The organism is Janthinobacterium sp. HH106, from assembly GCF_001758725.1.
In the GTDB taxonomy this organism is placed as follows: Bacteria; Pseudomonadota; Gammaproteobacteria; order Burkholderiales; family Burkholderiaceae_D; genus Janthinobacterium.
On sequence record NZ_LRIC01000058.1, the window covers coordinates 32,889 to 57,539 of the forward strand.

Annotated in this window: 21 protein-coding genes; 8 read left to right on the top strand and 13 right to left on the bottom strand. The window is 64.6% G+C overall.

Annotation, left to right across the window (positions count from 1 at the left end):
- Positions 1-63: 63 nt before the first annotated feature.
- The 7 genes from JAB8_RS22225 to ppc form a co-directional block, all read right to left on the bottom strand.
- A complete protein-coding gene (locus JAB8_RS22225) occupies positions 64-2,523 on the bottom strand; it encodes a TonB-dependent receptor (protein ID WP_083287863.1) in 2,460 nt (819 codons plus the stop codon).
- Positions 2,524-2,744: 221 nt separating this feature from the next.
- Complete coding sequence (locus JAB8_RS22230) at positions 2,745-3,722, bottom strand: FecR family protein (protein ID WP_070291446.1); 978 nt, start codon at positions 3,720-3,722, stop codon at positions 2,745-2,747.
- A complete protein-coding gene (locus JAB8_RS22235; RefSeq protein ID WP_070291447.1) occupies positions 3,719-4,225 on the bottom strand; it encodes a sigma-70 family RNA polymerase sigma factor in 507 nt (168 codons plus the stop codon). Before JAB8_RS22235 ends, JAB8_RS22230 begins: the two co-directional genes overlap by 4 nt.
- 135 nt (positions 4,226-4,360) lie before the next feature.
- Entirely contained in the window at positions 4,361-4,843 is a 483-nt protein-coding gene (locus JAB8_RS22240; RefSeq protein ID WP_070291448.1) for a DUF3617 family protein, read from the bottom strand.
- 391 nt (positions 4,844-5,234) lie between these two features.
- A complete protein-coding gene (gene pyk, locus JAB8_RS22250) occupies positions 5,235-6,695 on the bottom strand; it encodes a pyruvate kinase (protein ID WP_083287864.1) in 1,461 nt (486 codons plus the stop codon).
- Between the two features lie 90 nt (positions 6,696-6,785).
- Positions 6,786-7,796 carry a type I glyceraldehyde-3-phosphate dehydrogenase gene (gap, locus tag JAB8_RS22255; protein WP_070291450.1) on the bottom strand — a complete coding sequence of 337 codons (1,011 nt, stop codon included), beginning with the start codon at positions 7,794-7,796 and terminating at the stop codon, positions 6,786-6,788.
- 126 nt (positions 7,797-7,922) lie between these two features.
- On the bottom strand, positions 7,923-10,676 hold the full coding sequence (ppc, locus tag JAB8_RS22260; RefSeq protein ID WP_217494238.1) for a phosphoenolpyruvate carboxylase: 2,754 nt from the start codon (positions 10,674-10,676) through the stop codon (positions 7,923-7,925).
- A gap of 341 nt (positions 10,677-11,017) precedes the next feature.
- Between ppc and JAB8_RS22265 the strand changes: the two genes are divergently transcribed.
- Positions 11,018-11,473 carry an Rrf2 family transcriptional regulator gene (locus JAB8_RS22265; RefSeq protein ID WP_070291511.1) on the top strand — a complete coding sequence of 152 codons (456 nt, stop codon included), beginning with the start codon at positions 11,018-11,020 and terminating at the stop codon, positions 11,471-11,473.
- A gap of 66 nt (positions 11,474-11,539) precedes the next feature.
- Here the strand turns inward: JAB8_RS22265 and JAB8_RS22270 are convergent, their stop codons facing one another.
- From JAB8_RS22270 to JAB8_RS22285, 4 genes are all read right to left on the bottom strand, one after another.
- Complete coding sequence (locus tag JAB8_RS22270; RefSeq protein ID WP_070291451.1) at positions 11,540-13,222, bottom strand: cation acetate symporter; 1,683 nt, start codon at positions 13,220-13,222, stop codon at positions 11,540-11,542.
- A complete protein-coding gene (locus JAB8_RS22275; protein ID WP_070291452.1) occupies positions 13,219-13,527 on the bottom strand; it encodes a DUF485 domain-containing protein in 309 nt (102 codons plus the stop codon). The genes JAB8_RS22270 and JAB8_RS22275 overlap by 4 nt, the downstream gene beginning before the upstream one ends.
- Positions 13,528-13,655: 128 nt before the next feature.
- Complete coding sequence (gene hmpA, locus JAB8_RS22280; protein WP_070291453.1) at positions 13,656-14,837, bottom strand: NO-inducible flavohemoprotein; 1,182 nt, start codon at positions 14,835-14,837, stop codon at positions 13,656-13,658.
- Positions 14,838-14,871: 34 nt separating this feature from the next.
- A complete protein-coding gene (locus JAB8_RS22285; RefSeq protein WP_070291454.1) occupies positions 14,872-15,285 on the bottom strand; it encodes a hemerythrin domain-containing protein in 414 nt (137 codons plus the stop codon).
- A 227-nt stretch (positions 15,286-15,512) separates the two neighbouring features.
- Between JAB8_RS22285 and JAB8_RS22290 the strand changes: the two genes are divergently transcribed.
- The 7 genes from JAB8_RS22290 (at position 15,513) to JAB8_RS22320 (ending at position 22,855) form a co-directional block, all read left to right on the top strand.
- On the top strand, positions 15,513-16,391 hold the full coding sequence (locus JAB8_RS22290; RefSeq protein ID WP_070291455.1) for an STAS domain-containing protein: 879 nt from the start codon (positions 15,513-15,515) through the stop codon (positions 16,389-16,391).
- 7 nt (positions 16,392-16,398) lie between these two features.
- A complete protein-coding gene (locus tag JAB8_RS22295) occupies positions 16,399-16,761 on the top strand; it encodes an STAS domain-containing protein (RefSeq protein WP_034785745.1) in 363 nt (120 codons plus the stop codon).
- 10 nt (positions 16,762-16,771) lie between these two features.
- The gene (locus JAB8_RS22300) at positions 16,772-17,209 is read left to right on the top strand and encodes an ATP-binding protein (protein WP_070291456.1); all 438 of its coding nucleotides are present in this window, start codon (positions 16,772-16,774) and stop codon (positions 17,207-17,209) included.
- Positions 17,206-18,291: an ATP-binding SpoIIE family protein phosphatase gene (locus JAB8_RS22305; protein ID WP_254679569.1), complete on the top strand. Its 1,086-nt coding sequence runs from the start codon at positions 17,206-17,208 to the stop codon at positions 18,289-18,291. The genes JAB8_RS22300 and JAB8_RS22305 overlap by 4 nt, the downstream gene beginning before the upstream one ends.
- On the top strand, positions 18,288-20,111 hold the full coding sequence (locus JAB8_RS22310) for an ATP-binding protein (protein ID WP_083287865.1): 1,824 nt from the start codon (positions 18,288-18,290) through the stop codon (positions 20,109-20,111). Before JAB8_RS22305 ends, JAB8_RS22310 begins: the two co-directional genes overlap by 4 nt.
- Positions 20,098-21,615, top strand: a complete 1,518-nt coding sequence (locus tag JAB8_RS22315) for a response regulator (protein ID WP_083287872.1) — start codon at positions 20,098-20,100, stop codon at positions 21,613-21,615. The genes JAB8_RS22310 and JAB8_RS22315 overlap by 14 nt, the downstream gene beginning before the upstream one ends.
- A 118-nt stretch (positions 21,616-21,733) precedes the next feature.
- Complete coding sequence (locus tag JAB8_RS22320) at positions 21,734-22,855, top strand: metallophosphoesterase (RefSeq protein ID WP_070291459.1); 1,122 nt, start codon at positions 21,734-21,736, stop codon at positions 22,853-22,855.
- A 3-nt stretch (positions 22,856-22,858) separates the two neighbouring features.
- Here JAB8_RS22320 and JAB8_RS22325 read toward each other — a convergent pair whose 3' ends face one another.
- Together JAB8_RS22325 and JAB8_RS22330 are read right to left on the bottom strand one after the other, a co-directional pair.
- Entirely contained in the window at positions 22,859-23,611 is a 753-nt protein-coding gene (locus JAB8_RS22325; RefSeq protein WP_083287866.1) for a DUF4303 domain-containing protein, read from the bottom strand.
- Between the two features lie 16 nt (positions 23,612-23,627).
- Positions 23,628-24,551, bottom strand: coding sequence for a LysR family transcriptional regulator (locus JAB8_RS22330; protein WP_070291460.1), 924 nt, complete (start codon positions 24,549-24,551; stop codon positions 23,628-23,630).
- Positions 24,552-24,651: the final 100 nt, after the last annotated feature.

Consider the following 24,651-nt stretch of genomic DNA (forward strand, 5'->3'; position numbering starts at 1 on the left):
AAAGTGAAGACGGCGGCAGTGTAGCAGAGGCGCCCGGCCGGGCGCGCTCCGCTGGCGTCCCCCCTACAGCTTGTAGTTCAGGGACAGCAGCACGCTGCGCGGCGCGCCGTAGCGTTCCAGCCCGCCCGACCACGCATAGCCGAGGCCCTGGTAGTAGCGGCGGTCCAGCACGTTGTCGACGCTGACGCGCAGCTGCACCTGCTCGCTCAGGCGGTAGCCGGCCGTCAAGCCGACGATGGCGTAGCCGCCCTGCTGCGTCAGGTAGCCCGTGTCGCGGCGGTAGATCTTGTCCTGCGCGTACACGGAGCCGCCCAGATTCCACCGCGCCAGGCTGCCGCGCAGCTGTACAGTCGTGTACAGCTTGAACAATTGCTTCGGCTCATCCGTGGCGATGCGCTGGCCGATGTTCGCCGCCACGCTGTCTTTCGTATATTTGGCCAGCACATAGGTGTAGCCGCCCGCGATCTGCCAGCCCGGCAGTGGCGAGCCCGACAATTGCAGATCGACGCCTTCGCTCTGCACCTGCCCGGCCGCGCGGGCGCAATAGATGGCACCGCCCGTGGGGCAATTGACTTCATCGGCCATCGCGCGGTTATTCTGCTTGATGCGGAACAGCGCGCCGCCGGCATTGAGGCGGCCGCCGAAGTACTCGCCCTTGACGCCCACTTCCAGGTTGGTGCCGCTCAACGGCGGCAAAGTATTGCCGCGCACATCCAACGAGCTTTGCGGCTGGAATATCTGCGTGCCGCTCGCGTACACGGAGTGATGCTGGTCCAGGTCGTAGACGAGGCCCGCATACGGCGTAAACTTCGCGTTTTCCGTCAGGCCGCGCCGCCACGTGGGGTTACTGGCATACCAGCCCGTCACGTCCTGCGCATACCAGCCGAGGCGCCCGCCCAGCACCAGGCGCAGCGGATCGGCCAGACTGAAGTTGCCGGCCGCATAAATTCCCTTCTCATCCGTCTTGCGGCCCCAGTTGTACGGCTCGAACGGCGCGCCGTTCATGCGATAGGCATGGGGATTCCAGTGGCGGATGTCGATCACGCGCGTCCCGGCGCCCTCCCAGCTCTGGCCCGCATCCGAATCGTCGTGGCGGTAGCTGGCGCCGACGATGACGTCGTGCTGGCGGCCGAACCAGGTGACGGGGCCGCTCAGGCGCCAGTCAGCCACCACCTGATCCGTGTTGTACTTCCAGCCCGTTTCCGACTGGCTGAAGCGATAGATCTCGCCATCGATGCGGCTATTGGTGGTGTTGCGCGTGCTGGAAGAGGCATCGATGCGCGTGACGGCAAAGCGGCTGCGCCAGCCCTTCTCCAGCCTGGTTTCCAGGTCGGCGAAGACGACGTTGTTGTCGCGTTTCTGGAACGAGTCGGCATTATTCAGGAAGGTCGAGCGCGGCAAGTCCATGTGGCGGCCGTCGGCAAACGTCGGCAAGCCGACAAACACGCCATCGGTGCGGCTGTGCTGGCGCGAAAAGCCGATGCCGGCCGTGGTGGACGGCGTCAGGTCCGCTTCGACGATCGCATACACGGTGCCATTGGTGTTGTTGACCACGTCGACGAAACTGTCGCTGTCGCGCCAGCTGGCCGCCACCCTGCCGCGCACGCTGCCCGAGGCGTTCAAGGCATTGCCGGCGTCCACCGTCAATTGCCGGTCCTTCCAGCTGCCCAGGTGAGCGGACGCGTTCAGCAGGGGCGTGGCCGTGGGGCGTTTGCGTATCATGTTGATGCTGCCCGACGGCGCGCCCGCCCCTTCCATCAAACCCGTGGCGCCGCGCACCACTTCCACCCGGTCGTACATCAGCATGTCGGCCGAGACGTTGCGTTCATTGAAACCCGTGACATCGAGCGGCAAGCCATCGACGTTGACGTGGCTCAAGGCAAAACCGCGCGCAAAATACGTGGTTTCCTGGTCGGACACGCCCTGCGTCTTGCCATAGATGCCAGGCGTGGCGCGCGCGACGTCCTGCAAGGTGGTCAAATCGAAATCTTCCATCTGCTGGCGCGAAATCACGCTGACCGTTTGCGGCGTGTGCCGTTGCGACAGGTTCAAGCCCGTGGCCGTCGACATCGCGCGCGCCGTATATAAACCCGTGCCTTCCGTAGCGCGGTCCGCCTCGGCGCTGACGACCACGGCCGGCATGCTGGCCAGGCCGCCATCGGCCGTGCTGGTATTGATCTTGCGCAACAGGTAATTGCCGCTGCCGCCGTCCACCACGTCCAGGCCGCTGCCTTGCAGCAACGTTTGCAAGCCGGCCGCGACGCCATAACGGCCCTGCAAGCCCGGCGTCGCCAGGCCGTCGAGCGCCACGCCCTGCGTGGACAGGTTCACGCCGGCGGCGATGGCAAACGAGGCCAGCGCATCGCGCAGGCTGCCGGCGGGAATGCTGTAGTCGCGTGTGCTGGCTGCCTGGCTGGCCTCGGCCGCCAGCGCCAAGTGCGGCAAAGTGGCGCCGGCGCCGCCCACGGCGAGAAACAAGACCAGCGCGGCGCGCACGGCGCCGGTGGTGGGATGGAGCGTCATGCGTGCTGCTGTCAAAGTGCGGTGCTGCAAAGCCATGTAAACCCTTTCGATGGTTCGGATTGTTCGTTCTCTACCTTGTATGACGAAGCAATCTGCAAAAAGGGACAGGCAAGAAGTAAATTGGAGCACGTCGGCTTACGCCCTGCGGGCTAAGCCGACCTACCATACCCGACAGGCGTAGGTCGGCTTAGCGTGGCAAGGCCACGCGTAAGCCGACAAGCTCAAGCCGCCTCGACACTGATCCAGTAGCGCGTGCGGCGCGCCAGCCGGATCGGCAAGGCGCGCTGCAGCAAGAGCAGGATGTTGTCCGGGTCGTGCAACTGGAAGATGCCGTCCACGGGCATGGCGGCGAGCGCCGGATCGCAGCGCAGCACACCATAGCGGTAGCGGGCCACCTGCACAAGCACCTCGCCCAGCGGCATGCGCTCGGCGATCAGTACGCCCCGCAGCCAGGCGTCCGCATGCGGCGCCAGCGGCGTCAAGGCGGAAACGGCCGCTTCGTCAAAACTGCCCTGCCGGCCCGCATCGACCCTGCGCAAGGCGTCGGTAGCTTCCCTTGGCCGGATCTCGACGGCGCCCTCGCTGACGCTCACCTGCGTACGCGGCGCCAGCACGCTGCCGCCGTGGCGCACGCTGAAGTGCGTACCGAGCGCGCGCACGACGCCATTGCTGCTGCGCACGAGGAACGGGCGCGCCGGCACGGCCCCGTCGTGCGCCGTAGCGACGTGGATTTCCCCGACATGCAAAACCACCAGCCGCGCGGCGCCGTCAAAGCGCACGTCGATGGCCGTGTCCGTATTGAGTACCAGTTGCGTGCCATCGGGTAATGTCATGTGGCGGATTTCGCCCCTGGCCGTGCGGATGGCCGCGCGCCACGCTTGCCACGGCGCCGACTGGCTGGCCAGCCACAGTGCCGGTCCGGCCACGATCAGCCCGGCCAGGCCATAGAGCACGGCACGCCGCTGCGGCGACTGCGGCGCCCCGTCCGCCGCCTGGCGCAGCACCGGCGGCACGCTGGCCAGGGTGCCGCACACGAGCTCGGCCCGTTTCCACGCCGCTTCGTGCGCGGGATCGCTGGTGCGCCAGGCCTGGAAGGCTTGCTGTTCGTCAACGTTCAAAGGCCCCCCGTGCAAGCGCACCAGCCATTGCGCCGCCGCGCGGGCGGCGCGCGGGTCGATGGCAGCCGTGCTGGCGTTCACAGGATCAAGAGGATGCAGCGCTCGAACGCCTGCACCATATAGCGCTTGATGCTGCGCTCGCTCACGCCCAGGCGCCGGGCGATTTCTGCATAGGCGAGGCCATCGACATGCGCCAGCAGGAAGGCGTTGCGCACCAGCGGCGGCAAACCATCGAGCATGGCATCGATGCGCTGCAAGGCTTCCAATACCAGCAAACGCTCTTCCGGCGACTGCATCAGCAATTCAGGCTGCTGCGCCAGGGTTTCCAGCCACGCCTGCTCCAGCGACAGGCGCCGGTAATGGTCGATCAGCAGGCGCTGCGCCACGGTGGTGAGATAGGCGCGCGGTTCGCGCAGGCTGTACCGGCCCTCGGGCGGCGCCGTCAACAGGCGGACGAAGGTATCCTGCGCCAGGTCGGCCGCATGGTCGGCGCACTGCAGCTTGGCGCGCAGCCAGCGCATCAGCCAGCCGTGGTGGCTGCTGTAGATGCCTGCTATCGACTCGCTGGACTGCGCAATGTTCACTCGGGACTCCAATGCGCGCAAGGCAAGGCGCGACTAATTGATAATAATTCTCATTATCACAAATCCTGGCCTCCGGCGTCAATGCCGGCGCCTGCCTATCGCTGGAAACCGTTGTTTCAGCGCGCTTGCCGGCACTTAGCGGCTGAGATACAAGCTATTCATGACCATGCCGCCGCGCATTTTCTTCGCGCCCGGCGCCAACCCGGCGGGACAGGCACCGAGGAATACGCCCGCCAGTTCCGTGCGTTGCACCTCGGTCTTGCCGTTCAGTTCGATAGTGGTATCCGCGGTCAGGGTATAAGCCTTGGCCAGGTCGCCCTTGAAACTGCCCGCCAGCTTGGCGCCAGGACAGCTGGACTGGAAAGTATAGCTGTCGCCCTGGCGGCTTTGCGACGCGATCTGGCATTCCTGCTCGAAATCGCTCCACAAGTCGTCGTCGATCAGGCGGTCGCGTTGCTGATCAACGCAAATTTCCCAGGAAAACGGCGAGGTGGCGGGCGTCACCTTCCACAGCCCCGTGGCACGCTGCAAGCGCTGCGCCGGTTCCGCCGCCGAGGCGGACGCGGCTGCGCACAGGGGAAGGATCATCGTCAGGAACAGGGACGCGCTGCGTTTCATGGGCATTCCATTCGCTAAAAGTTTAAATATAGCAAAGAGGAACGCGCGCAGGCCGCACGCTTAGCCGTGCATCCCGGGCCTGGCGACCAATACGAAGGGAATGGCAAACGGCCCCAGGAGCACCACCAGGATGGCCCTGACAGACGTAGTTTTCAAGGAGCGGCGTTTGGCAATGAAGAGGCAAACGAAAGCCGACAGCGACCAGATCAAGGCAGGCAAGTATGCAGTCATCATGCACTCCGGATGCGCCTTGCAAGGCAGGAGAACCATGCTGACACGGAAACGCGGGCATCGCAATGGCAGATTGGGCATCTGCCATTGCGCCTTGCGGCCAGCGGCCTCTTTTTCAGCCGTTCTTAAGGCTGCAGGCAACTGGCGGCGGGCGAGACGGTCAGTGCTGACCGATCTTCATGATCTTCAACGCATTCGTGCCGCCCACCTTGCCCATCGGCTCGCCCCAGGTCAGCACGACGGTGTCGCCCTTGGTCACGACTTTGTGTTCCACCAACAAATCTTCCGCCTGCTGCAAGACCTTGTCGCGGTCCGTGCCGGACGTCAGTTCCAGGGTGCTGACGTTGCGGTACAGGGCCAGCTTGCGGCGCGTGCCCACGCTCGGGGTCAGCGCGACGATGGGGATGTCGATGTTGCAACGGCTCATCCACAGGGCTGTGGAGCCCGATTCCGTCAGGGTGGCGATCGCTTTCACGCGCAGGTGGTGGGCCGTAAACAGCGCGCCGTAGGCGATCGACTGGTCGATGCGCGAGAACGTGGCGTTGAGGAAATCGGCATCGAGCTTGCAGGTATCCCACTTTTCCGCGTCCAGGCAGATGGCGGCCATCGCTTCCACCGTTTCGATCGGGTAGCGGCCCGAGGCCGTTTCCGCCGACGTCATGACGGCATCCGTGCCATCGAGCACGGCATTGGCCACATCGGACACTTCCGCGCGCGTCGGCACGGCGTTGACGATCATCGATTCCATCATCTGCGTGGCCGTGATCGCCAGCTTGTTGGACGCGCGCGCCATCTTGATCATGCGCTTTTGCAAGGCCGGCACGGCCGCGTTGCCCACTTCCACGGCCAGGTCGCCGCGCGCCACCATGATGCCGTCGGAAGCATCGAGAATTTCTTGCAGCGCGGGAATGGCTTCCGCCCGTTCGATCTTGGCGATCATCATCGGCTTGTGGTCCCACGCTTCGCCGGCGATATTGGCCAGCTGGCGCGCCATGACCATGTCCGTGGCGTTTTTCGGGAAGGAGACGGCCACGTAATCGGCCTGGAAGCTCATCGCCGTTTTCACGTCTTCCATGTCTTTCGCCGTCAGGGCTGGCGCGGACAAGCCGCCGCCCTGGCGGTTGATGCCCTTGTTGTTCGACAATTCGCCGCCGATTTTCACGGTCGTGTGGATTTCGCTGCCGACGACCTTGTCCACCGTCAGGACGATGAGGCCATCGTTGAGCAACAATACGTCGGCGGTGCGCAAGTCGCGCGGCAATTCCTTGTAGTCGAGGCCGCAGCGCTCGATGTTGCCCAGTTCGCCGTTTTCGCCCCATTTCGCGTCGAGGATGAACTTGGCGCCGTTTTCCAGAAAAATCTTGCCTTCTTCAAACTTGCCGACACGAATCTTCGGACCTTGCAAGTCGGCCATGATGGCCACTTCGCGGCCGCACAGCGCTGCCGCTTCGCGCACCATGCGGGCGCGGTCGATATGGTCTTGCGCCTTGCCATGCGAAAAGTTCAGGCGCACGACGTCGACGCCGGCCTTGAACATGCGGACCAGGGTATCGATATCGTTCGAAGCGGGGCCAATGGTGGAAACGATCTTGGTGGCGCGTTGCTGTACTTGCATGGTCATGGTGTGCTGCTTTCTATAAAGTTCGTGCTGCTGCAAGGGCCGGCCTTGTGGGCCGGCTGTCCTGGTGCGCTGGATCAGCGCTGGTTCTTGTTACTTGGCCGCCATCAGGGCGACCGTGGTGTCGAGCATGCGGTTCGAGAAACCCCACTCGTTGTCGTACCACGACGACACTTTCACGAGGCGGCCCGAGACCTTGGTCAAGGTTGAATCGAAGTTCGACGAGGCCGGGTTGTGGTTGAAGTCGATGGAAACGAGCGGTTCCGTCTGGTACGTCAGGATGCCTTTCAGCGCGCCTTCCGACGCCGCTTTCAGCAAGGCATTCACCTCTTCCACCGTCGTATCGCGCTTGGCGATGAAGGACAGGTCGACCAGCGAGACGTTGATGGTCGGCACGCGGATGGCGAAACCATCGAGCTTGCCATTGAGTTCCGGCAAGACCAGGCCGACAGCGGCGGCCGCACCCGTCTTGGTGGGGATCATCGAATGCGTGGCCGAACGGGCGCGGCGCAAGTCTTCATGCATCACGTCGGAGAGTACCTGGTCGTTCGTGTAGGCGTGCACCGTGGTCATCAGGCCCGATTCGATGCCGATGGCGTCGTTGAGCGGTTTTACTAATGGCGCGAGGCAATTCGTCGTGCACGAAGCATTCGAGATGACCGTGTCCGTGGCTTTCAGCACGTGCTGGTTGACGCCGAACACAATGGTGGCGTCCACATCCTTGCCGCCCGGCGCGGAAATGATGACTTTCTTTGCCCCACCCTTCAGGTGGGCCGAGGCTTTTTCCTTGGTGGTGAAGAAACCCGTGCATTCAAGCACGACGTCCACGCCCAACTCTCCCCATGGAATCAGGGCCGGATCGCGCTGCGCGAACACGCGGATGCGGTCGCCGTTGACGAGCATGTTCTCGCCGTCGATGGTGACGACGCCGGGAAACTTGCCGTGCACCGTGTCGTAGCGCGTCAGATGCGCGTTCGACTTGGCGTCGCCCAGGTCGTTGATGGCGACGATTTCGATATCCTGCTGCTTGCCGCCTTCATAAAACGCGCGCAAGACGTTGCGGCCGATGCGGCCATAGCCATTGATGGCAACTTTGATGGTCATGCTGTCTCCTTGTTGTTTTCTACTGAGTTCGTAAAGCCAACCCAAGTGCAAAGCTGGGGTCAGACCCGGCGGGGGAATACGCCCCAGTGGGGCGCATTCCGATCACGCAGTGACTGACCCCAAAAATTAACCGCTGTTGCGCAACCCCGCCGCAATGCCATTGATCGACAAATGTATCCCTGTGCGCGCCGCCGCATCCTGCTTACCTTCGCGGAAGCGTTTCAACAGTTCCACCTGCACGTGGTTGAGCGGGTCGATATACGGGAAACGGTTACGTATCGAACGCTGCATCAGCGGGTTGGCTTGCTGCAACTCTTCCTGGCCCGTGATCAGTTTCAAGGCGTCCAGGGTGGCCGCGTATTCGGTGCGGATGCGCGTAAAGATGGCGTCGCGCAGGGCCTTGTCCTTGACGAGCTCCGCATACTTGCCGGCGATGGCGATGTCGCTCTTGGCCAGCACCATATCCATGTTCGACAGCAGGGACGTGAAGAAGGGCCAATCCGTGTACATGCCGCGCAGCACGTCCGCCCCATCGGTAGGATGGGCGGCCAGGTAGGCTTGCACGGCGGAACCAAAACCGAACCAGCCCGGCAGCATCAAGCGGCATTGCGCCCAGCTCAAGACCCAGGGGATGGCGCGCAAATCCTCGATCGAGGTCGATTTCTTGCGCGAGGCGGGACGGCTGCCGATGTTCAGGGCGGCAATTTCCGCGATCACCGTCGATTCCCAGAAGTACTGTTCGAATCCGTCCGTGCCGTAGACGAGGTCGCGGTAGGCGTTCAGGGCCGTGCCGGACAGCTCTTCCATGGCGGCCAAATGGCCCGCGCCGGCCGAAGCCTTCGGCTGCAGCTGCGCCTGCGGCAGCAGGGTCGACTGGATGGTGGCGGCCACCAGCACTTCCAGGTTGCGGCGCCCTACTTCCGGGTTCGCATACTTGGCCGTGATGACTTCGCCCTGCTCCGTCAAACGGATCTGCCCCTGCACGGCACCTGCCGGCTGGGCCAGGATGGCTTCGTAGCTGGGTCCGCCGCCGCGGCCCACGGAACCGCCGCGGCCGTGGAACAAACGCAGCTTGATCTGGTATTGCTTGAACACGGTCACCAGCTCGATCTCGGCCTTGTAGAGTTCCCAGCCGGAGGTCAGAAAGCCGCCGTCCTTGTTGCTGTCGGAATAGCCGAGCATGACTTCCTGCTGGTCCGCGCGCGAAGTGAGCAAGTCCCGGTAGAACGGCAAGCCGAAGGCGCGCGCCATGATGGCGGGGCCGGCGCGCAAGTCGTCGATGGTTTCGAACAGGGGAATGATGTTGACGTCCACTTCGCGGCTGTCCTGGCGCAGCAAGCCCACTTCTTTCAGCAGCAAGGCCACTTCCAGCAAGTCCGACACGCTGGCCGCCTTCGAGATGATGCAGTTCGGCACCGATTCCTTGCCGTATTTGACGTGGGCTTGGCGCACGGCGCGGAAGATGTCGAGTTCGGACGTCGTTTCTTCCGAGTACTGTGCATACGGCGACGTCAGCAGGCGTGGCGATTCCAGCTCGGCCAGCAGCAAGCTGATGCGCTGCTCTTCATCGAGGTCCAGGTAGACGAGGCCCGGCTGGGCGCCGGCGAACAGTTCGCCCACGACGCGCTCGTGCACGTCGGAATTCTGGCGCAAATCGAGCGGCGCCAGCGAAAAGCCGAACACCTTGACGGCACGGCGCAGCTGGCGCAGCCGGCCCCGCGCCAGCGCGCGCAAGCCATTGCTGACGAGCGAATGCTGGACCACGTCCAGGTCGGCCAGCAGTTCGGCGGCGGCCGCGTAAGGCTGCACGCCGTCCGCTTGCTTGCCCTTGCCAGAGAGCACCACGCGCGTCGCATCGAGGCGCGCATGGATGCCATGCAGGGCGCGGCGGTACGGTTCGTCGACCCGGTGCGGCGAGGCATCGGCCGAGCGCTCGGCCAGCGCGCGCAGCGGCTCGCTGCAGGCGTTCAGGATTTGTGCCAGCGACAGTTGCGAAGCGAGCTTGCGCAATTCGCCGAGGTAAAAGTCGAGCACCTTGTCGGCTTGCGTCTGCAGGGTGCTGCGCAGGATGTCGGCCGTGACGAAGGGATTGCCGTCGCGATCGCCACCTATCCAGCTGCCGACTTTCATGAAATTGGGCAATTCTGCATCTTCCCAGCGGGCATCGCGCTGGGCCAGCATGGTTTCCAGCGAGGAATACAATTTCGGCAATTCGCGCAAGATCGTGTGGTCGTAGAACGACAGGCCGTTGGCCACTTCATCCATGACGGACAGCTTGCTCGTGCGCAACAGGCGCGTTTGCCACAGGGTCACGATGCCGCGGCCCAGCGCTTCTTCGTTCTGCTCCGCCTCTTCCGGCGTCATTTGCACGCGGTCGCGCTCGCTCAACAGGCGCGCGATGGCCATCTGGCAATTCTGGATGCTCTTGCGCTGCACTTCCGTCGGGTGCGCCGTGAACACGGGGCTGACGAAGGCATCTTCAAAGAACGTTTCCAGCGCATCGGCCTTGCCCGCGTCAAACACATTGCCGACGGCATGGCTGAGACTGCCCTGGCGCGGCGGCGAACCGGCGATCAAATGGGCGCGCGTGCGGCGGATGTGATGCTGATCTTCCGCAATGTTGGCCAGCAGCGAGAAATAGCTGAAGGCGCGCGTCAATTGCGTGGTTTCTTCCTGCGACAGCGCTTGCAGCGCGTCCGACAGCTGCGCGCGCGCCGCTTCATCATTGTCGCGGCGGAAACGGATGGCCAGCTGGCGCACATGTTCGATGCGCTCGAAGGCGGGGTCGCCCAGGTGGTTGCGGATGGCGTCGCCCAGCAGACGGCCCAGCTGGCGGATATCGCTGCTCAGCAGCTCGTCTTTCACTTCATTCATTTGCATGGTATGTATTTCCTGGGGCGGCCACGGTGGCACCGCACAGATTGCGTAGTACGCGCTCCCCGGCCGGGAAACGCCCATCATCCGATTTTTGTAGTAAATTTACCTTATCGCTTCACCATCCTCTTGATTTTCATCAATAAAATCCATGCTCAAAGGGCCGACAAGGGCCTGCAAGCTATTTAGCAGGGCAACAATATGAAAATTTACTACGCATTTAAGCGAAAGGCAATCAACTTTTGTCTTTCGAGGATCAAAAGTGACGGCGCAACACACAGGGCCGGCGCTCTCCTGTATGCTGCGGATGAAACAAGGATGTAATCCACATCTTATGAACGATGCCCATGCGACTGACTGCCTACACTGACTACACCCTGCGCACCCTGATGTACCTGGGCGTGCACCGCGACCGCCTTGTCACCATCCAGGACATCGCCGACCTGCATGCGATTTCCAAGAATCACCTGATGAAGGTGGTGCACCAGCTGGGCCTGTCGGGCATCGTGGAAACCGTGCGTGGGAGGAATGGCGGCCTGCGCCTGGCGCGCGACCCGGCCGAGATCAATATCGGCACCGTGGTACGCGAAACGGAAAATGACTTTTTTATGGCGGAATGTTTTAACAAGGAAAACAATACCTGCCCGCTGACGCCCGATTGCCTGCTGAAGGCCAAGCTGGGCCAGGCCACGGCCGCCTTCCTGGCCGTGCTCGACACGGTAACCCTGGCCTCGATACTCGAAGCGACGCCGGGCGCGCCAGCGCTGGCGGCGGGCGTGATTCCCCTGCGCGTGGCCAAATAAGCGCGTGCCACAAACAACAATGCCCGGCGAACCGGGCATTGTTTCCTGCAGTAACTACCTAAAACATCAATGCGCGCTGGCGCCTGCCGCGCCGATGCCCGTTTCCGAACGCATTTGCTGCGCTTCATAACCGGCGCGGTCGATGCGCGCGCGGGGGCTCTTGTCGAGCACCGAGAACAGCCAGATACCGACGAAGCCCGCCGTCATCGAGAACAGCGCTGGTGAAGCGTACGGGAACAGCGCTTCGCCATGGCCGAGCACGTCGACCCACACGGACTTCGACACCACCGTCAGCGCCACGGCCGTGATCAAGCCCAGGAAGCCGCCGATGGTGGCGCCCCGCGTGGTGCAGTCTTTCCACAGCACCGACATGAACAGGACGGGGAAGTTGGCCGAAGCGGCAATGGCGAAGGCCAGCGAGACCATGAAGGCGATGTTCTGCTTTTCAAAGGCGATGCCCAGCACCACGGCGATGATGCCCAGCACGATCGTCGTTACGCGCGACACCTTCAATTCGTTGGCGCCCGTGGCCTTGCCCTTCTTGATGACGGTGGCATACAGATCGTGCGACACGGCCGACGCGCCCGACAGGGTCAGGCCGGCCACGACGGCCAGGATGGTGGCGAACGCGACCGCCGACATGAAGCCCAGGAAGACGTTGCCGCCCACGGCCTTGGCCAGGTGCACGGCCGCCATGTTGTTACCACCCAGCAATTTGCCGGCCGCATCCTTGAACTCGGGATTGGTGCTGACCAGCACGATGGCGCCAAAGCCGATGATGAAGGTCAGAATGTAGAAATAGGCGATCCAAGTGGTGGCCCAGAACACGGACTTGCGCGCTTCCTTGGCGCTCGGCACCGTGAAGAAACGCATCAGGATGTGCGGCAGGCCGGCCGTGCCGAACATCAGCGCCATGCCGAACGAGATGGCCGAGATCGGGTCCTTGATGAAGGAACCGGGGCCCATGATCGCTTCCTTGGTGGCATGCACGTCCACGGACTTGGCGAACAGCGCTTCCGGGCTGAAGTTGAATTGCGCCAGCACGGCCACGGCCATGAAGGTGGCGCCGCCCAGCAGCATCACGGCCTTGATGATCTGCACCCAGGTGGTGGCCGTCATGCCGCCGAACAGCACGTAGATCATCATCAAGGTACCGACCAGGACGACGGCGATCCAGTATTCGAGGCCGAACAGCAGCTTGATCAGCTGGCCCGCGCCCACCATCTGCGCGATCAGGTAAAACGCCACGACGACGAGGGTGCCGGACGCCGAGAAAATGCGGATCGGCGCCTGCTTGAAGCGGTAGGCGGCCACGTCGGCAAACGTGTAGCGGCCCAGGTTGCGCAAGCGCTCGGCCATCAAAAAGGTGATGACGGGCCAGCCGACGAGAAAGCCGATGGCGTAGATCAGGCCGTCATAGCCGTTCAGGAAGACGGCGGCGGAAATGCCGAGGAACGATGCGGCCGACATATAGTCGCCCGCGATGGCCAGGCCGTTCTGGAAGCCCGTGATGCCGCCGCCGGCCGTGTAGAAATCGGAAGCCGACTTGGTCTTCTTGGCCGCCCATTTGGTGACGAACAGGGTAAAGATGACGAAGACGGCGAACATGATGATGGCCGTCCAGTTGGTGGGCTGCTTGACTGCCTGGCCCAGGTCGGCGCCGGCCGCGAACACGGCATTGCTGGCACCCAGCAAGGCCAGCGCGCTCAGGCCGGACGCGCAGCGCAGCGCATGCTTGGCGGCGCTCATGCCTGCACCCGTGCCTGGATGGCGCTGGTCAGGTCGTCGAATTGCTTGTTGGCGCGGCGCACATAGATGCCCGTGATCACCACGGTAAACACGATGACGAACAAGCCGATCGGCATGCCCCAGGTCATCACGCCCGCGCCCGTTTTAGCGGCCAGAAATTCCTTGTCGAACGCGATGAGCAGGATGTAACCATAATACACCAGCATCATCAGGCCCGTCAGGGCCCAGCCGAAGCGCGAGCGCACCTTGACCAGCTGATGATAATTGGGGTCGCGCTTGATTTGTTGCACAAGATCGTCATGCATGGTGTTGCCTCCGTTATGTAAAAAACTGCTCTTTTCTTGTCGAGCTTGCATTCACGATACGGCGCGAGGCTTACCCGCCCCTTACGGCGGCGGTTTTTTCTCGCAGGGGCAACACACGGCAGTAGAAATCAGTTCAAGGCGGCTGCCGGTCCGAAGAATTCATGGTGCGTCTGCCGTTCCGGCACGCCCAGTTCGCGCAGGTATTGCTTGACGGCCCGCATGAATGGCTGCGGCCCCAGGAAGTAGGCGTCGACGTCGCGCGAGGCCGGCAGCCAGCGATTCAACTGCTCTTTATTCAACATGCCGACGGCATCGGGCGCATCTTGCTCGCCGGCATGTTCCGCGTAGCAGTAATAGCGCTGCAGCTGCGGGTGCTGCGCGGCCAGTTCGTCGATCTGCGCGCGGAATGCATGCACGCCGTGGTGGCGCGCCGCGTGGATGAAATGCACGGGACGCGTGCCGCGCAGGGCCGCCGTCAGCATGGCCAGGGTCGGCGTGATACCCACGCCGCCGCTGATCAGCACCAGCGGCTTGTCGCTCTCGGTCAGGACGAAGTCGCCCGAGGGCGGCGTCAGCTGCACCGTGTCGCCCGCCTGCACGTGGTCATGGAAGAAATTCGACACCTTGCCGCCCTCTTCCCGCTTGATGCTGATGCGGTAGGTCTGGCCATTGCTGGCGGCGGACAACGAGTACTGGCGGCGCATGGGCACGCCATCGACGTCGACCAGCACGCCGATGTATTGACCTGGCGCAAAGTCGAGCACGGGCTGGCCATCGGCGGGCGCCAGCAGGAAGGATGTAATCTCGCCGCTTTCCACCGTCTTGCTGCGCACGGTAAAGTCGCGCGCGCCGCTCCAGCCGCCCGGCGCGGCCGCTTGCGCCTTGTAGATGCGCCCTTCCTCGCCGGCCAGGATGTCGGCCAGCTGGCCGTAGGCCGCACCCCAGGCGTCGATGACGGCGTCGCTGGCCACCTCTTCGCCCAACACTTCACGGATCGCCTGCAGCAGGCTGGCGCCCACCAGCGGATAGTGCTCGGCGCGGATCTGCAGGGCCACGTGCTTGTTGACGATGGTGGCCACCAGGTCGCCCAGCGCGGCAAGCTGATCGATATGTTTGGCATACATCAGCACGCCATTGGCCAGCGCGCGCTGCTGGTCGCCGCTGTGCTGGTGCGCCTGGTTAAAGTACGGCAGCACTTCGGGATGGTCGCGGAACAGGTTCTTGTAGAAATGACGGGTCAGCGCTTCGCCGCCCTGCTCGAGGATGGGGACGGTGGCCGTGATGATGGCGCGTTGTTCTTGGGTCAGCATGTGGAATTCCTTTAGATAGATGAGCAGGCGGTTTTCAGGCCAGTGATTCAATGGCGGGATAAAGATCGCGGTCTTCGCGGCGCATGCGCTGGAACAGCGCGTGCAACACGGTATTGGCTTCGCTGCGGAAGGCGTCCGGTTCGGCTGCCAGGCGCACGGGCGTATTCCAGCGGCCGGCGAAATCGAGGTAGGCGCCGGCGATGCCGTGCATCTCGTGTTCGTACTGGCGCCCCAGCTGGGCCACCGTGGCCACGCCGGACGCCTGCGCGGCCGGATACAGGTAGCGCTGCTCGACGGCCAGGTGCAGCTTGATCAAGCCGCTCATGGCGACGATCTGTTCGGCGATGGCCTGCGCCTGCGCGGCGACACCGCCGCGCGCCAGCCGGCGCAAGTCATCGATGGCGGCCAGGATGGCCAGGTGCTGCTGTTTGAATTTGTCGATATTCATGGCGTGATTCTCTTGTTGAGTGCTGCCAGTGTAGCGGAATTCGCTTAAACATGCAAATTACATGCATCTTTAAAATTCGCAAATGTTTCCCATAGGAATGTACATCGACATGCGCCACTATGTGCGGCACAGAACACAAGCCATGGCCATGTCTGCCTATAATTTATTCATCACAGCGCGTGCCCGTTTGCGGCCGTGCCGCACCCTCCACTCAGCGAAGGATCAGCATGAACATCAAGACGGGCATGGGCCAGGCGCAACAACTGGCCGGCATCATCAACGAACACCACACGGAACTGCTGGACGGCTGGATGGCCGGCCTGATCGCCCGCCTGGTGCGGCGCGACAAGATCGCCGAAAACGAGCTGCGCCAGCAGGCATCGCAATTCCTGCCGCTGCTGGCGGGCGCGCTGGATAGCGGCGACTCGTTCGACATCGAGGGCGGCGCCTGGGACGACACGCGCCAGCTGCTGGCCGAAATATCGCAGTCGCGCGTACGCCAGGGCTATTCGCCGATCGACACGGCCAGCTTCATGTTCGCCCTCAAGGAACCGCTGTTCGCCTACCTGCGCAAGGCAATCACGGCGCAGCCGGAGCAGCTGGGCGACGCCATCGTCAGCACCAGCAAATTGTTCGACGAGCTGGGCCTGCTGACCATCGCCGTCTACCAGAAGGCGCGCGAACAGGTGATATTGCGCCAGCAGCAGGAATTGCTGGAGTTGTCCACGCCCGTGGTGCAGCTGTGGCAAAACGTGCTGGCCCTGCCCCTGATCGGCACCCTCGACAGCGCCCGCACGCAGGTGGTAATGGAAAGCCTGCTGCAAAAGATCGTCGATACGGGCGCCCTGATCGCCATCATCGACATCACGGGCGTGCCCACCGTCGACACCCTGGTGGCGCAGCACCTGCTGAAGACCATCGCCGCCGCGCGCCTGATGGGCGCCGACTGCATCATCAGCGGCATCCGCCCGCAGATCGCGCAAACCATCGTGCACCTGGGCGTCAACCTGGAAGACGTGATGACCAAGGCCACCCTGGCCGACGCCTTCGTCGTGGCCCTGAAACGCACGGGTTCCAGCATCACCTACCAGCAGCAACAACACTGAGGCGCCTATGGAAAGAATCCCCATTTTACGCATGGGCCGGCTGTTGCTGGTGACGATACAGGTGGACATGCACGACCGCCTGGCGATGACCCTGCAGGACGACCTGACCACCCGCATCGTGACGGACCGCGCCACGGGCGTGCTGATCGACATTTCCGCGCTCGACATCGTCGACTCCTTTATCGGCCGCATGATCAGCAACACGGCGGCGATGGCGAAAATCCTCGACGCGCGCACCGTCGTCGTCGGCATGCAGCCGGCCGTCGCCATCACCCTGGTGGAACTGGGGCTGACCCTGGAAGGCGTGAGCACGGCGCTCAACGTGGAGCTGGGCATCAAGCTGCTGGAACGGGGCGGCGCATGCGCATGACGGGGGCGCCATGCTAGGCGCGCAGGCACAGGAGCGGGCGCAGCCGGGGGCGCAACAGATCCTGCCCCTGCATAACGACGAAGACGTCGTGCGCTTGCGCAAGCAGGTGCGCGACAGCATGGTCGCCATGGGTTTTGGCCTGATCGAACAGACCAAGATCATCACGGCGGCCAGCGAACTGGCGCGCAACACCCTGCGCTACGGCGGCGGCGGCGAGGCGCGCATCGCGCGCGTCAGCGATGGCGCGCGCCAGGGCCTGGAACTGCGCTTCGTCGACGCGGGACCGGGCATTGACGATATTCCCCTGGCGCTGACCGATGGCTATACCAGCGGCGGCGGGCTGGGATTGGGGCTGGGCGGCGCCAAGCGCCTGGCCGACGCATTTCACATCGACACGGCGCCCGGCGCGGGCACCACCGTCACCATCGCGAAATGGAAGCTGTTTTGAACCACCAGGAACCACAGCCTGACATTCTCAGGCAAAGAAGTTTTCCCATCGGCGAACCGAGCGAGATCGCCGCGGCCCGCCGCGCCGGCAACGAGCTGGCGCGCCGCATCGGCTTCGACGACGTGCGCACGGGCCAGCTGGCCATCATCATCAGCGAGGCGGCCACCAATATCGTCAAGCACGCGCAGCGCGGCGAGATCCTGCTGCGCAAGGTGCTGCGCGGCGGCACCAGCGGCATCGAAGTGCTGGCCATCGACAACGGCCCCGGCATGGCCAATGTGCGCCAGCACATGCAGGATGGCCATTCCACCACGGCCACCTACGGCGTGGGGCTGGGCGCGATACGCCGCCTGAGCCAGGAATTCGACCTGTACACGGGGCCCGGCAAGGGCACGGTGCTGATGATGGTGGTATGGGGACCCAACGCCAGCAGCGCCATTCCCGCCCATCCGAACTGGCGCATCGGCGCCGTGTGCCTGCCGCTGGCCTCGGAACAAGTGTGCGGCGACGCGTGGAACGTCGTGTGCGAAGGCCATGAACTGAGCCTGATGGTGGCCGATGGCCTGGGCCACGGCCCGCTGGCGGCGCGCGCGTCGGAACGCGCCAGCGCCCTGCTGGAACACGACACGCCCGGCTTGCCACCCCTGCCCGCCCCCTTCATCGAACTGGCCCACGGCGCGCTGCGCACCACGCGCGGCGCGGCCATGGCGGTGGCGCATATCGACAGCGCGCGCCGCGAATTGCGCTATGCGGGCGTGGGCAACATCGCCGCCTGCGCCTTCGACGCGCAGCAGCGCCGGCATCTGCTGTCGCATAACGGCATCGTCGGCAGCAATCTGCGCAAGGTGCAGGAATTCTGCTATCCGTGGCAGCTGGGCACGACCCTGATCATGCACTCGGACGGCTTGCACACGCGCTGGGACCTGGAACAGTATCCGGGCCTGGCGCAATGCCACCCCAGCCTGATCGCCGCCGTGCTGTACCGCGATTTTTCGCGCGGGCGCGACGACGTCACGGTGGTGGTGCTGCGCGAACATGAGGAACATCAGGCTGTAACGGCAGAAAGGACAGGTGGGGCATGACGCAACGCATATTGACAGCCCATATCGGCAGCGAACTCGATGTGGTGGGGGCGCGCCAGCGCGCGCGGCAGATCGCCGCCCTGTGCGGCTTCGGCGTGCAGGATCAGGTGCGCATCGCCACGGCCGTGTCGGAACTGGCGCGCAACGTCTACAACTACGCGGGCAGCGGCAAGGTGCATTTCGCCATCGATGGCCAGACGGCGCCGCAGGTGCTCAGCATCCGCATCGAGGACCAGGGTCCCGGCATCGCGCAGCTCGACCGGATACTGGCCGGCACCTACCGCTCGCCCACGGGCATGGGCCTGGGCATCCTGGGCGCGCAGCGCCTGATGGACCGCTGCTATATCCACAGCGCGCCCGGCGACGGCACGCAAATCACGCTGCACAAGCTGTTCCCGCGCGACGCGCCCCTGCTCGACGGGCAAAGCATCGGCGCGCTGTCCGGCAGCCTGCAGGCGCTGCCCTCGGATATCACGCTGTCCGAGGTGCAGCAGCAGAACCGCGAACTGCTGAGCACCCTGGCCGAACTGAAGACGCGCCAGGACGATTTGCTGCAGCTGACGCGCGAACTGGAAGACACCAACCGGGGCGTGGTGGCGCTGTTCGCGGAACTCGATGAAAAAGCCGACCACCTGCGCCGCGCCGACCAGATGAAGTCGCGCTTCCTGTCGAACATGAGCCATGAATTCCGCACGCCGCTCAGCTCCATCCGCGCCCTGTCCAAGCTGCTGCTCGACCGCATCGACGGCGAACTGTCGGAGGAACAGGAAAAGCAGGTGCTGTTCATCCTGCAAAGCGCCGTCAGCCTGAGCGACCTGGTAAACGACCTGCTGGACCTGGCCAAGATCGAGGCGGGCAAGGTCGACGTGCACGCCAACAGCTTCCAGGTGGCCGACCTGTTCAGCGCCCTGCGCGGCATGCTGCGCCCGCTGCTGGTGTCCGATACGCTCACGCTCACCTTCATCGACCCCGACCCGGCGCTGCAGATCCATACGGATGAAGGCAAGCTGTCGCAAATCCTGCGCAACTTTATCTCCAACGCCCTCAAGTTCACGGAGGCGGGTGCCATCGTCGTCAGCGCCACGCCCTTGCCGGAGCAGGACGCCATCCGCTTTTCCGTCTCCGACACGGGCCTGGGCATCGATGCCGAAGACGTGCAGCTGATCTTCGAGGAATTCAGCCAGGTGGAAAACCACATGCAGCGCAAGGTCAAGGGCACGGGCCTGGGCCTGCCCCTGTGCCGCAACCTGGCCACCCTGCTCAATGGCACGGTGTCGGTAGACAGCACGCCGGGCCACGGTTCGCTGTTTTCCGTGGTCCTGCCCACCAGCTACCATGCGCCCGAAGGCAGCCTGCCGCCGAGCGCGCCGGCCAACGACAACGGCAACGACCAGCGCATCGGCGTGCTGGTGGTGGAAGACAATCCGCCCGTGCGCCTGCTGTATGAAAAATTCTTGGCCGGCAGCGAATTTCGCGTCGTCCCCGCGCGCAGCGTGCGCGAGGCGCAGGAACGCTGGGAACAGCAGCGCCCCGCCGCCGTCATCCTCGACATCCTGCTGCACGGCGAAACGGCCTGGCACTGGCTGGCCGAGCTGAAAAACGACCCGCTGCGGCGCCAGGTGCCCGTCATCGTCGCCACCGAGATCGACGACGTGCGCAAGGGCCTGGCCCTGGGCGCCGACGCCTATTACGTCAAGCCGCTGTCGCGCCAGCAATTGCTGGCGACCCTGCGCGCGCTGATCGGCAACCAACACCACCGGCAAGAGCCGGTTCCGCCGCAAGGCACAACCACCTGGGACAATGCGCATGCTACCGGATAACAACAGCGATGCTCTGATCCTGAACGTCGATGACAGCGATGGCGCACGCTACGCCAAATCGCGCATCCTCAAACGCGCCGGCTTCAAGGTCATCGAAGCCTCGAACGGCGGCGACGCGCTGCTGCGCGCGCGCCAGGACCGCCCTAACCTGATCCTGCTCGACGTCAAGCTGCCCGACATCAACGGCCTGGAAGTGTGCCGCCAACTGAAGGGCGGCGCCGAGACGAACACCATTCTGGTGCTGCAGACGTCGGCCTCGTGCATCGGCACGGCCGACAAGATCCGCGCCCTCGATGGCGGCGCCGACAATTACCTGGTCGAACCGATCGAGGCCGATGAACTGATCGCCAACGTCAAGGCGCTGCTGCGCCTGGGCCGGGTCGAGCGCGCGCTGCGCGACGTGGACCGCCGCAAGGATGAATTCCTGGCCACCCTGGCCCACGAATTGCGCAATCCGCTGGGCCCCATCCGCACGGCGCTGGCCCTGTTGTGCAAGCTCGACCCCGTCGTGCCGGCCGTGCAGGACAATGCGCGCCGCACCATCGGCCGCCATACGGACCACCTGGTGCGCCTGGTGGACGACCTGCTCGACGTGTCGCGCATTTCGCAGGGCAAGATCTCGCTGCAATGGGAAAGCGTGAGCCTGCTCAGCGTCATCCGCAGCGCGCTGGAAACGAGTTCGCACAGCATCGAGGCGCGCGGCCATGCGCTCGACGTGCATCTGCCCAAGGAAGAACTGTGGGTCTGCGGCGACGCCGTGCGCCTGTCGCAGATCGTTGCCAACTTGCTGCTGAACGCGGCCAAGTTCACGGCGCCGGGCGGACGCATCGCGATTTCCGCCGCGCGCGAAGGCGACAACGTGCGCATCCGCCTGAGCGACAACGGCATCGGCATCGCCGCCGCCAGCATCGACAGCATCTTCGGCCTGTTCGAGCAGAGCGGCCATTCGCCCGACCGGGTGCAGGACGGCCTGGGCATCGGCCTGTCGCTGGTGCGCAACCTGGTGACCTTGCACGGCGGCCAGGTCAGCGTGCACAGCCCCGGCGTGGGACTGGGCAGCACCTTCGAAGTGATGCTGCCCCTCGACGCCAACGTGCCCGTGCCGGCCGCCGCGCCGGCGCCCGAAGCGGCCAGCGGCGGCAGCCAGCGCATCCTCGTGGTCGACGACAACAGCGATGCGGCCGACACCCTGGCCGAACTGCTGGAGATGTACGGCCACACGGTGCGCACGGCCTACACGGGCGCGCAAGCGACCGAGCGCACCCTGGAATTCAAGCCCGACATCGTCTTTCTCGACATCGGCCTGCCCGACATGAGCGGCTACGACGTGGCCGGCAAATTGCGCCAGCTGCCGATACCGCAGCAATTCCAGCTCGTGGCGCTGACCGGCTATGGCCAGGAACACGACCGCCAGGCGGCACTGCAGGCCGGGTTCAACGAGCACTTCGCCAAGCCTGTCGATTTCGGCAAGCTGGCCATGCTGGGGCTGCATATCACGCCATGAGCGCAGCATGAGCGGGGTGGCCGGCTGCCGGTTGCCAAGGCGTCGGCTATAATCGGCGGCCGGCGATGGCGCCGCATCGCATCCGCCGCGCCGGGTACCCCACCATTGGAACGATCACATGAAAACCCGCACGCCGCTGCTGCGCATCACCATGATACTGGGCGCCCTGCATGCCCTGCTGGGCTGGCTGCTGCTGCCAGCGCTGCCCGTCGGCCTGGCCGGCTGGCTGCTGGGCGGCGCCGTCCTGCTGGCGTCGACCATGCTGATGCCGATGACCATCTTCGCCCGCGCCGTCACCAACGATGCGCGCCTGGCCGACCGTTTGAGCTGGGCCGGCTCGCTGTGCATGGGCTTTTTTTCTTCGCTATTCGTGCTCACCGTGCTGCGCGAACTGCTGATGCTCGTTCCCGCCACCCGCCCCCACGCCCAGGCCTCCGCCGTGGCGGCGCTCGCCCTGGCGCTGCTGGCCACCGTCCTTGGTTTCATCAACGCCCGCCGTGTGGCGCGCGTGCGCGAAGTGACGGTGCCGATTACCGGCCTGCCGGCCGCCCTGCAAGGTTTTAACATCGTGCAGCTGAGCGACATCCACGTGGGCGCCACCATCAAGCGCGCCTACGTGGACGCCATCGTCGCGCGCGCCAACGGCCTGCAAGCGGACGTCATCGCCATCACGGGCGACGTGGTCGACGGCACGGTGGCGCAACTGGGCAGCCATACGGCGCCGCTGGGCGAGCTTCGGGCGCGCCACGGCGTCTTTCTCGTCACGGGCAACCACGAATACTATTCGGGCGCCGCGCCATGGGTGGCGGAATTTCGCCGCCTGGGCTTGCGCGTGCTGATGAACGAACATGCGGTGCTCGAGCACGACGGCGCGCGCCTGGCGCTGGCCGGCGTCACCGATTTCAATGCCGGCGCCTTCGATCCGGATCAACGCAGCGACCCGCAGGGCGCCATCGCCGGCGCACCGGCCGATATCCTCCGCATCCTGCTGGCGCACCAGCCGCGCAGCGCGCCCGAGGCGGAAGCGGCCGGCTACGACCTGCAATTGTCGGGCCACACCCACGGGGGCCAGTTCTGGCCATGGAATCTGTTCGTGCCGCTGCAGCAGCCTTACGTGGCGGGCCTGCACCGGCAAGGTCGCCTGTGGATTTATGTCAGCCGCGGCACGGGTTATTGGGGGCCGCCGAAGCGCATCGGTGCGCCGGCGGAGATCACGCTGTTGCGGCTGGTGGCGGCGTAGAACCTAGTCGGCCCAGCTGGCCATCCACGCCTCGAAACGCGCCGCCACGGCTGGCGGATTCAAGCGCGCCAGCGCGCCTTCCACCGGCTCGCTGTCGCTGACCTCGAACAGCAGCACGGTTTGATCGCGCTGCGCGCCCGTGCCAAAACAGCCTTCGGCATCGAGCTGCGCCAGCGCCGCGATGCAGGCGTCGAACACGCCGGTGCGGAAGGTGGCGAATGCGACGTCGAACGGCAAGCCACGGTGCGCCTGCAGCAGCAAACGGTAGGCGCTGTCGAAGTAGGCGCCGCCCTCGTCAAACGCCCATTCGGCCGGGTTCCACAGCATCTCTTCGCCATATTCCGAGGCGGCCAGCGCTTCGCGGCTGTTCGCCATGGGACCGATGGTCATGGCGCTGTCGTCGCTGACCAGCGCGAAAGCGTCGATGTGCTGCTCCGGATGCGCACGGCGCACGCAGTCGAAAGCCAGGCGCGCGGCCTGCGCCACCAGGGTTTGCAGCAGCGCGAAATCGAAGACGGCCGGGTCGATGACCATGGCGCGCGCCAAGATATAGCCATCGGCCAGCGCCGCCTGGCAACGGGCTAAGTAGGCGGCGTGCGCCTCGGCATCGCTGGCGTAGTGCGTGCGCGTCTCCGCGCCCCAGGTCATGGCCGCGCCGCTGGCCGTCCAGACGGTCGTACCGAATACGCGCGCTTCCTGGAAGCGGGCCGGCTGATCGCCGTCAAAGGTGTAAAACAGACTGTAGTTATCAGGCATGAGAATTTTTCTTTGTTTAATCGGGCCGCATCTGCGCGGCGAAATCGCGCTGGCGGAACTGCTCCAGCAAAAAATCGACGAAGACGCGCGTCTTCGCGGGCAGCAGCTTCTTGCTGGGATAGTACACGGACAGGGGGCCGGAATCGGCATGCCAGCCGGGCAGCAGGCGGATCAACGCGCCGCTGCGCAAATGGGCCAGCGCGTGCGGCATGGGCAGCAGCGCCACGCCGACACCCATGAGGGCTGCCTGCGCCATCGCTTCCGGATCGTCGAAGATGGCGCGTGGCCGGCATTCGGCCACGCCTTCGCCGCCAGAACCATCGCGCAATATCCAGCTGCGCAGTCTGCCGCTGCCGGCCGAGCGGCGCGCCACGCCGTCGAATTGCGCCAGGTCCGAAGGATGCGCGGGCATGCGTTTCCCCTGCATGAAGGCGGGCGACGCCGTGGCGACGACGTGGGCGTGACCCAGTTCGCGCGCCACCACGCCGGGCGTGAGCTCGATGCCGCCGCCGATGGCCACGTCAAAGCCCTCACCGATCAAGTCGACTTGCCGGTTGTCGAAATGGCAGTCGGGAATGACGCCCGGGTAGCGCGCGATGAACTCGCCCAGCAAGGGCACGACATAGCTGCGCCCGAACGACGGCGCCATGCTGATTTTCAGGATGCCGGCCGGCTGGCCGCCCTCTTCGGCCACGCCGGCGATCGCCTCGCGCAGGGTAGACAGGGCGCCGCCGATCTGCTGCAGGAAGCGTTCGCCCCCTTCCGTCAGGGTCAGGCGGCGCGTACTGCGCTGGAACAGGCGCAGGCCCAGGCTCGTTTCCAGCCGCGCCACGTTCTTGCTGACGGCCGCCGGCGTCAGCCCCAGGCGGCGCGCGGCCGCCGAAAAGCTGCCCAGCTCGGCGGACAGCACAAACGATTGCAAGTGATTGAGGGCATCCATGCGCCTATTCTACCCGCTCATTTGATCGTTTTAGTTGAAAGTGATTGTAGCGATTCATGGCTAGCGCGGCAGGAATGAAACCTAGATACTGAATTCCTCG

Bases quoted from the DNA above. Each gene is read 5' to 3' on its own strand.
- JAB8_RS22225 (WP_083287863.1), bottom strand. From the start codon at position 2,523: ATGACGCTCCATCCCACCACCGGCGCCGTGCGCGCCGCGCTGGTCTTG.
- JAB8_RS22240 (WP_070291448.1), bottom strand. From the start codon at position 4,843: ATGAAACGCAGCGCGTCCCTGTTCCTGACGATGATCCTTCCCCTGTGC.
- pyk (WP_083287864.1), bottom strand. From the start codon at position 6,695: ATGACCATGCAAGTACAGCAACGCGCCACCAAGATCGTTTCCACCATT.
- gap (WP_070291450.1), bottom strand. From the start codon at position 7,796: ATGACCATCAAAGTTGCCATCAATGGCTATGGCCGCATCGGCCGCAAC.
- ppc (WP_217494238.1), bottom strand. From the start codon at position 10,676: ATGCAAATGAATGAAGTGAAAGACGAGCTGCTGAGCAGCGATATCCGC.
- JAB8_RS22265 (WP_070291511.1), top strand. From the start codon at position 11,018: ATGCGACTGACTGCCTACACTGACTACACCCTGCGCACCCTGATGTAC.
- JAB8_RS22270 (WP_070291451.1), bottom strand. From the start codon at position 13,222: ATGAGCGCCGCCAAGCATGCGCTGCGCTGCGCGTCCGGCCTGAGCGCG.
- JAB8_RS22275 (WP_070291452.1), bottom strand. From the start codon at position 13,527: ATGCATGACGATCTTGTGCAACAAATCAAGCGCGACCCCAATTATCAT.
- hmpA (WP_070291453.1), bottom strand. From the start codon at position 14,837: ATGCTGACCCAAGAACAACGCGCCATCATCACGGCCACCGTCCCCATC.
- JAB8_RS22285 (WP_070291454.1), bottom strand. From the start codon at position 15,285: ATGAATATCGACAAATTCAAACAGCAGCACCTGGCCATCCTGGCCGCC.
- JAB8_RS22290 (WP_070291455.1), top strand. From the start codon at position 15,513: ATGAACATCAAGACGGGCATGGGCCAGGCGCAACAACTGGCCGGCATC.
- JAB8_RS22295 (WP_034785745.1), top strand. From the start codon at position 16,399: ATGGAAAGAATCCCCATTTTACGCATGGGCCGGCTGTTGCTGGTGACG.
- JAB8_RS22300 (WP_070291456.1), top strand. From the start codon at position 16,772: ATGCTAGGCGCGCAGGCACAGGAGCGGGCGCAGCCGGGGGCGCAACAG.
- JAB8_RS22310 (WP_083287865.1), top strand. From the start codon at position 18,288: ATGACGCAACGCATATTGACAGCCCATATCGGCAGCGAACTCGATGTG.
- JAB8_RS22315 (WP_083287872.1), top strand. From the start codon at position 20,098: ATGCTACCGGATAACAACAGCGATGCTCTGATCCTGAACGTCGATGAC.
- JAB8_RS22320 (WP_070291459.1), top strand. From the start codon at position 21,734: ATGAAAACCCGCACGCCGCTGCTGCGCATCACCATGATACTGGGCGCC.
- JAB8_RS22325 (WP_083287866.1), bottom strand. From the start codon at position 23,611: ATGCCTGATAACTACAGTCTGTTTTACACCTTTGACGGCGATCAGCCG.
- JAB8_RS22330 (WP_070291460.1), bottom strand. From the start codon at position 24,551: ATGGATGCCCTCAATCACTTGCAATCGTTTGTGCTGTCCGCCGAGCTG.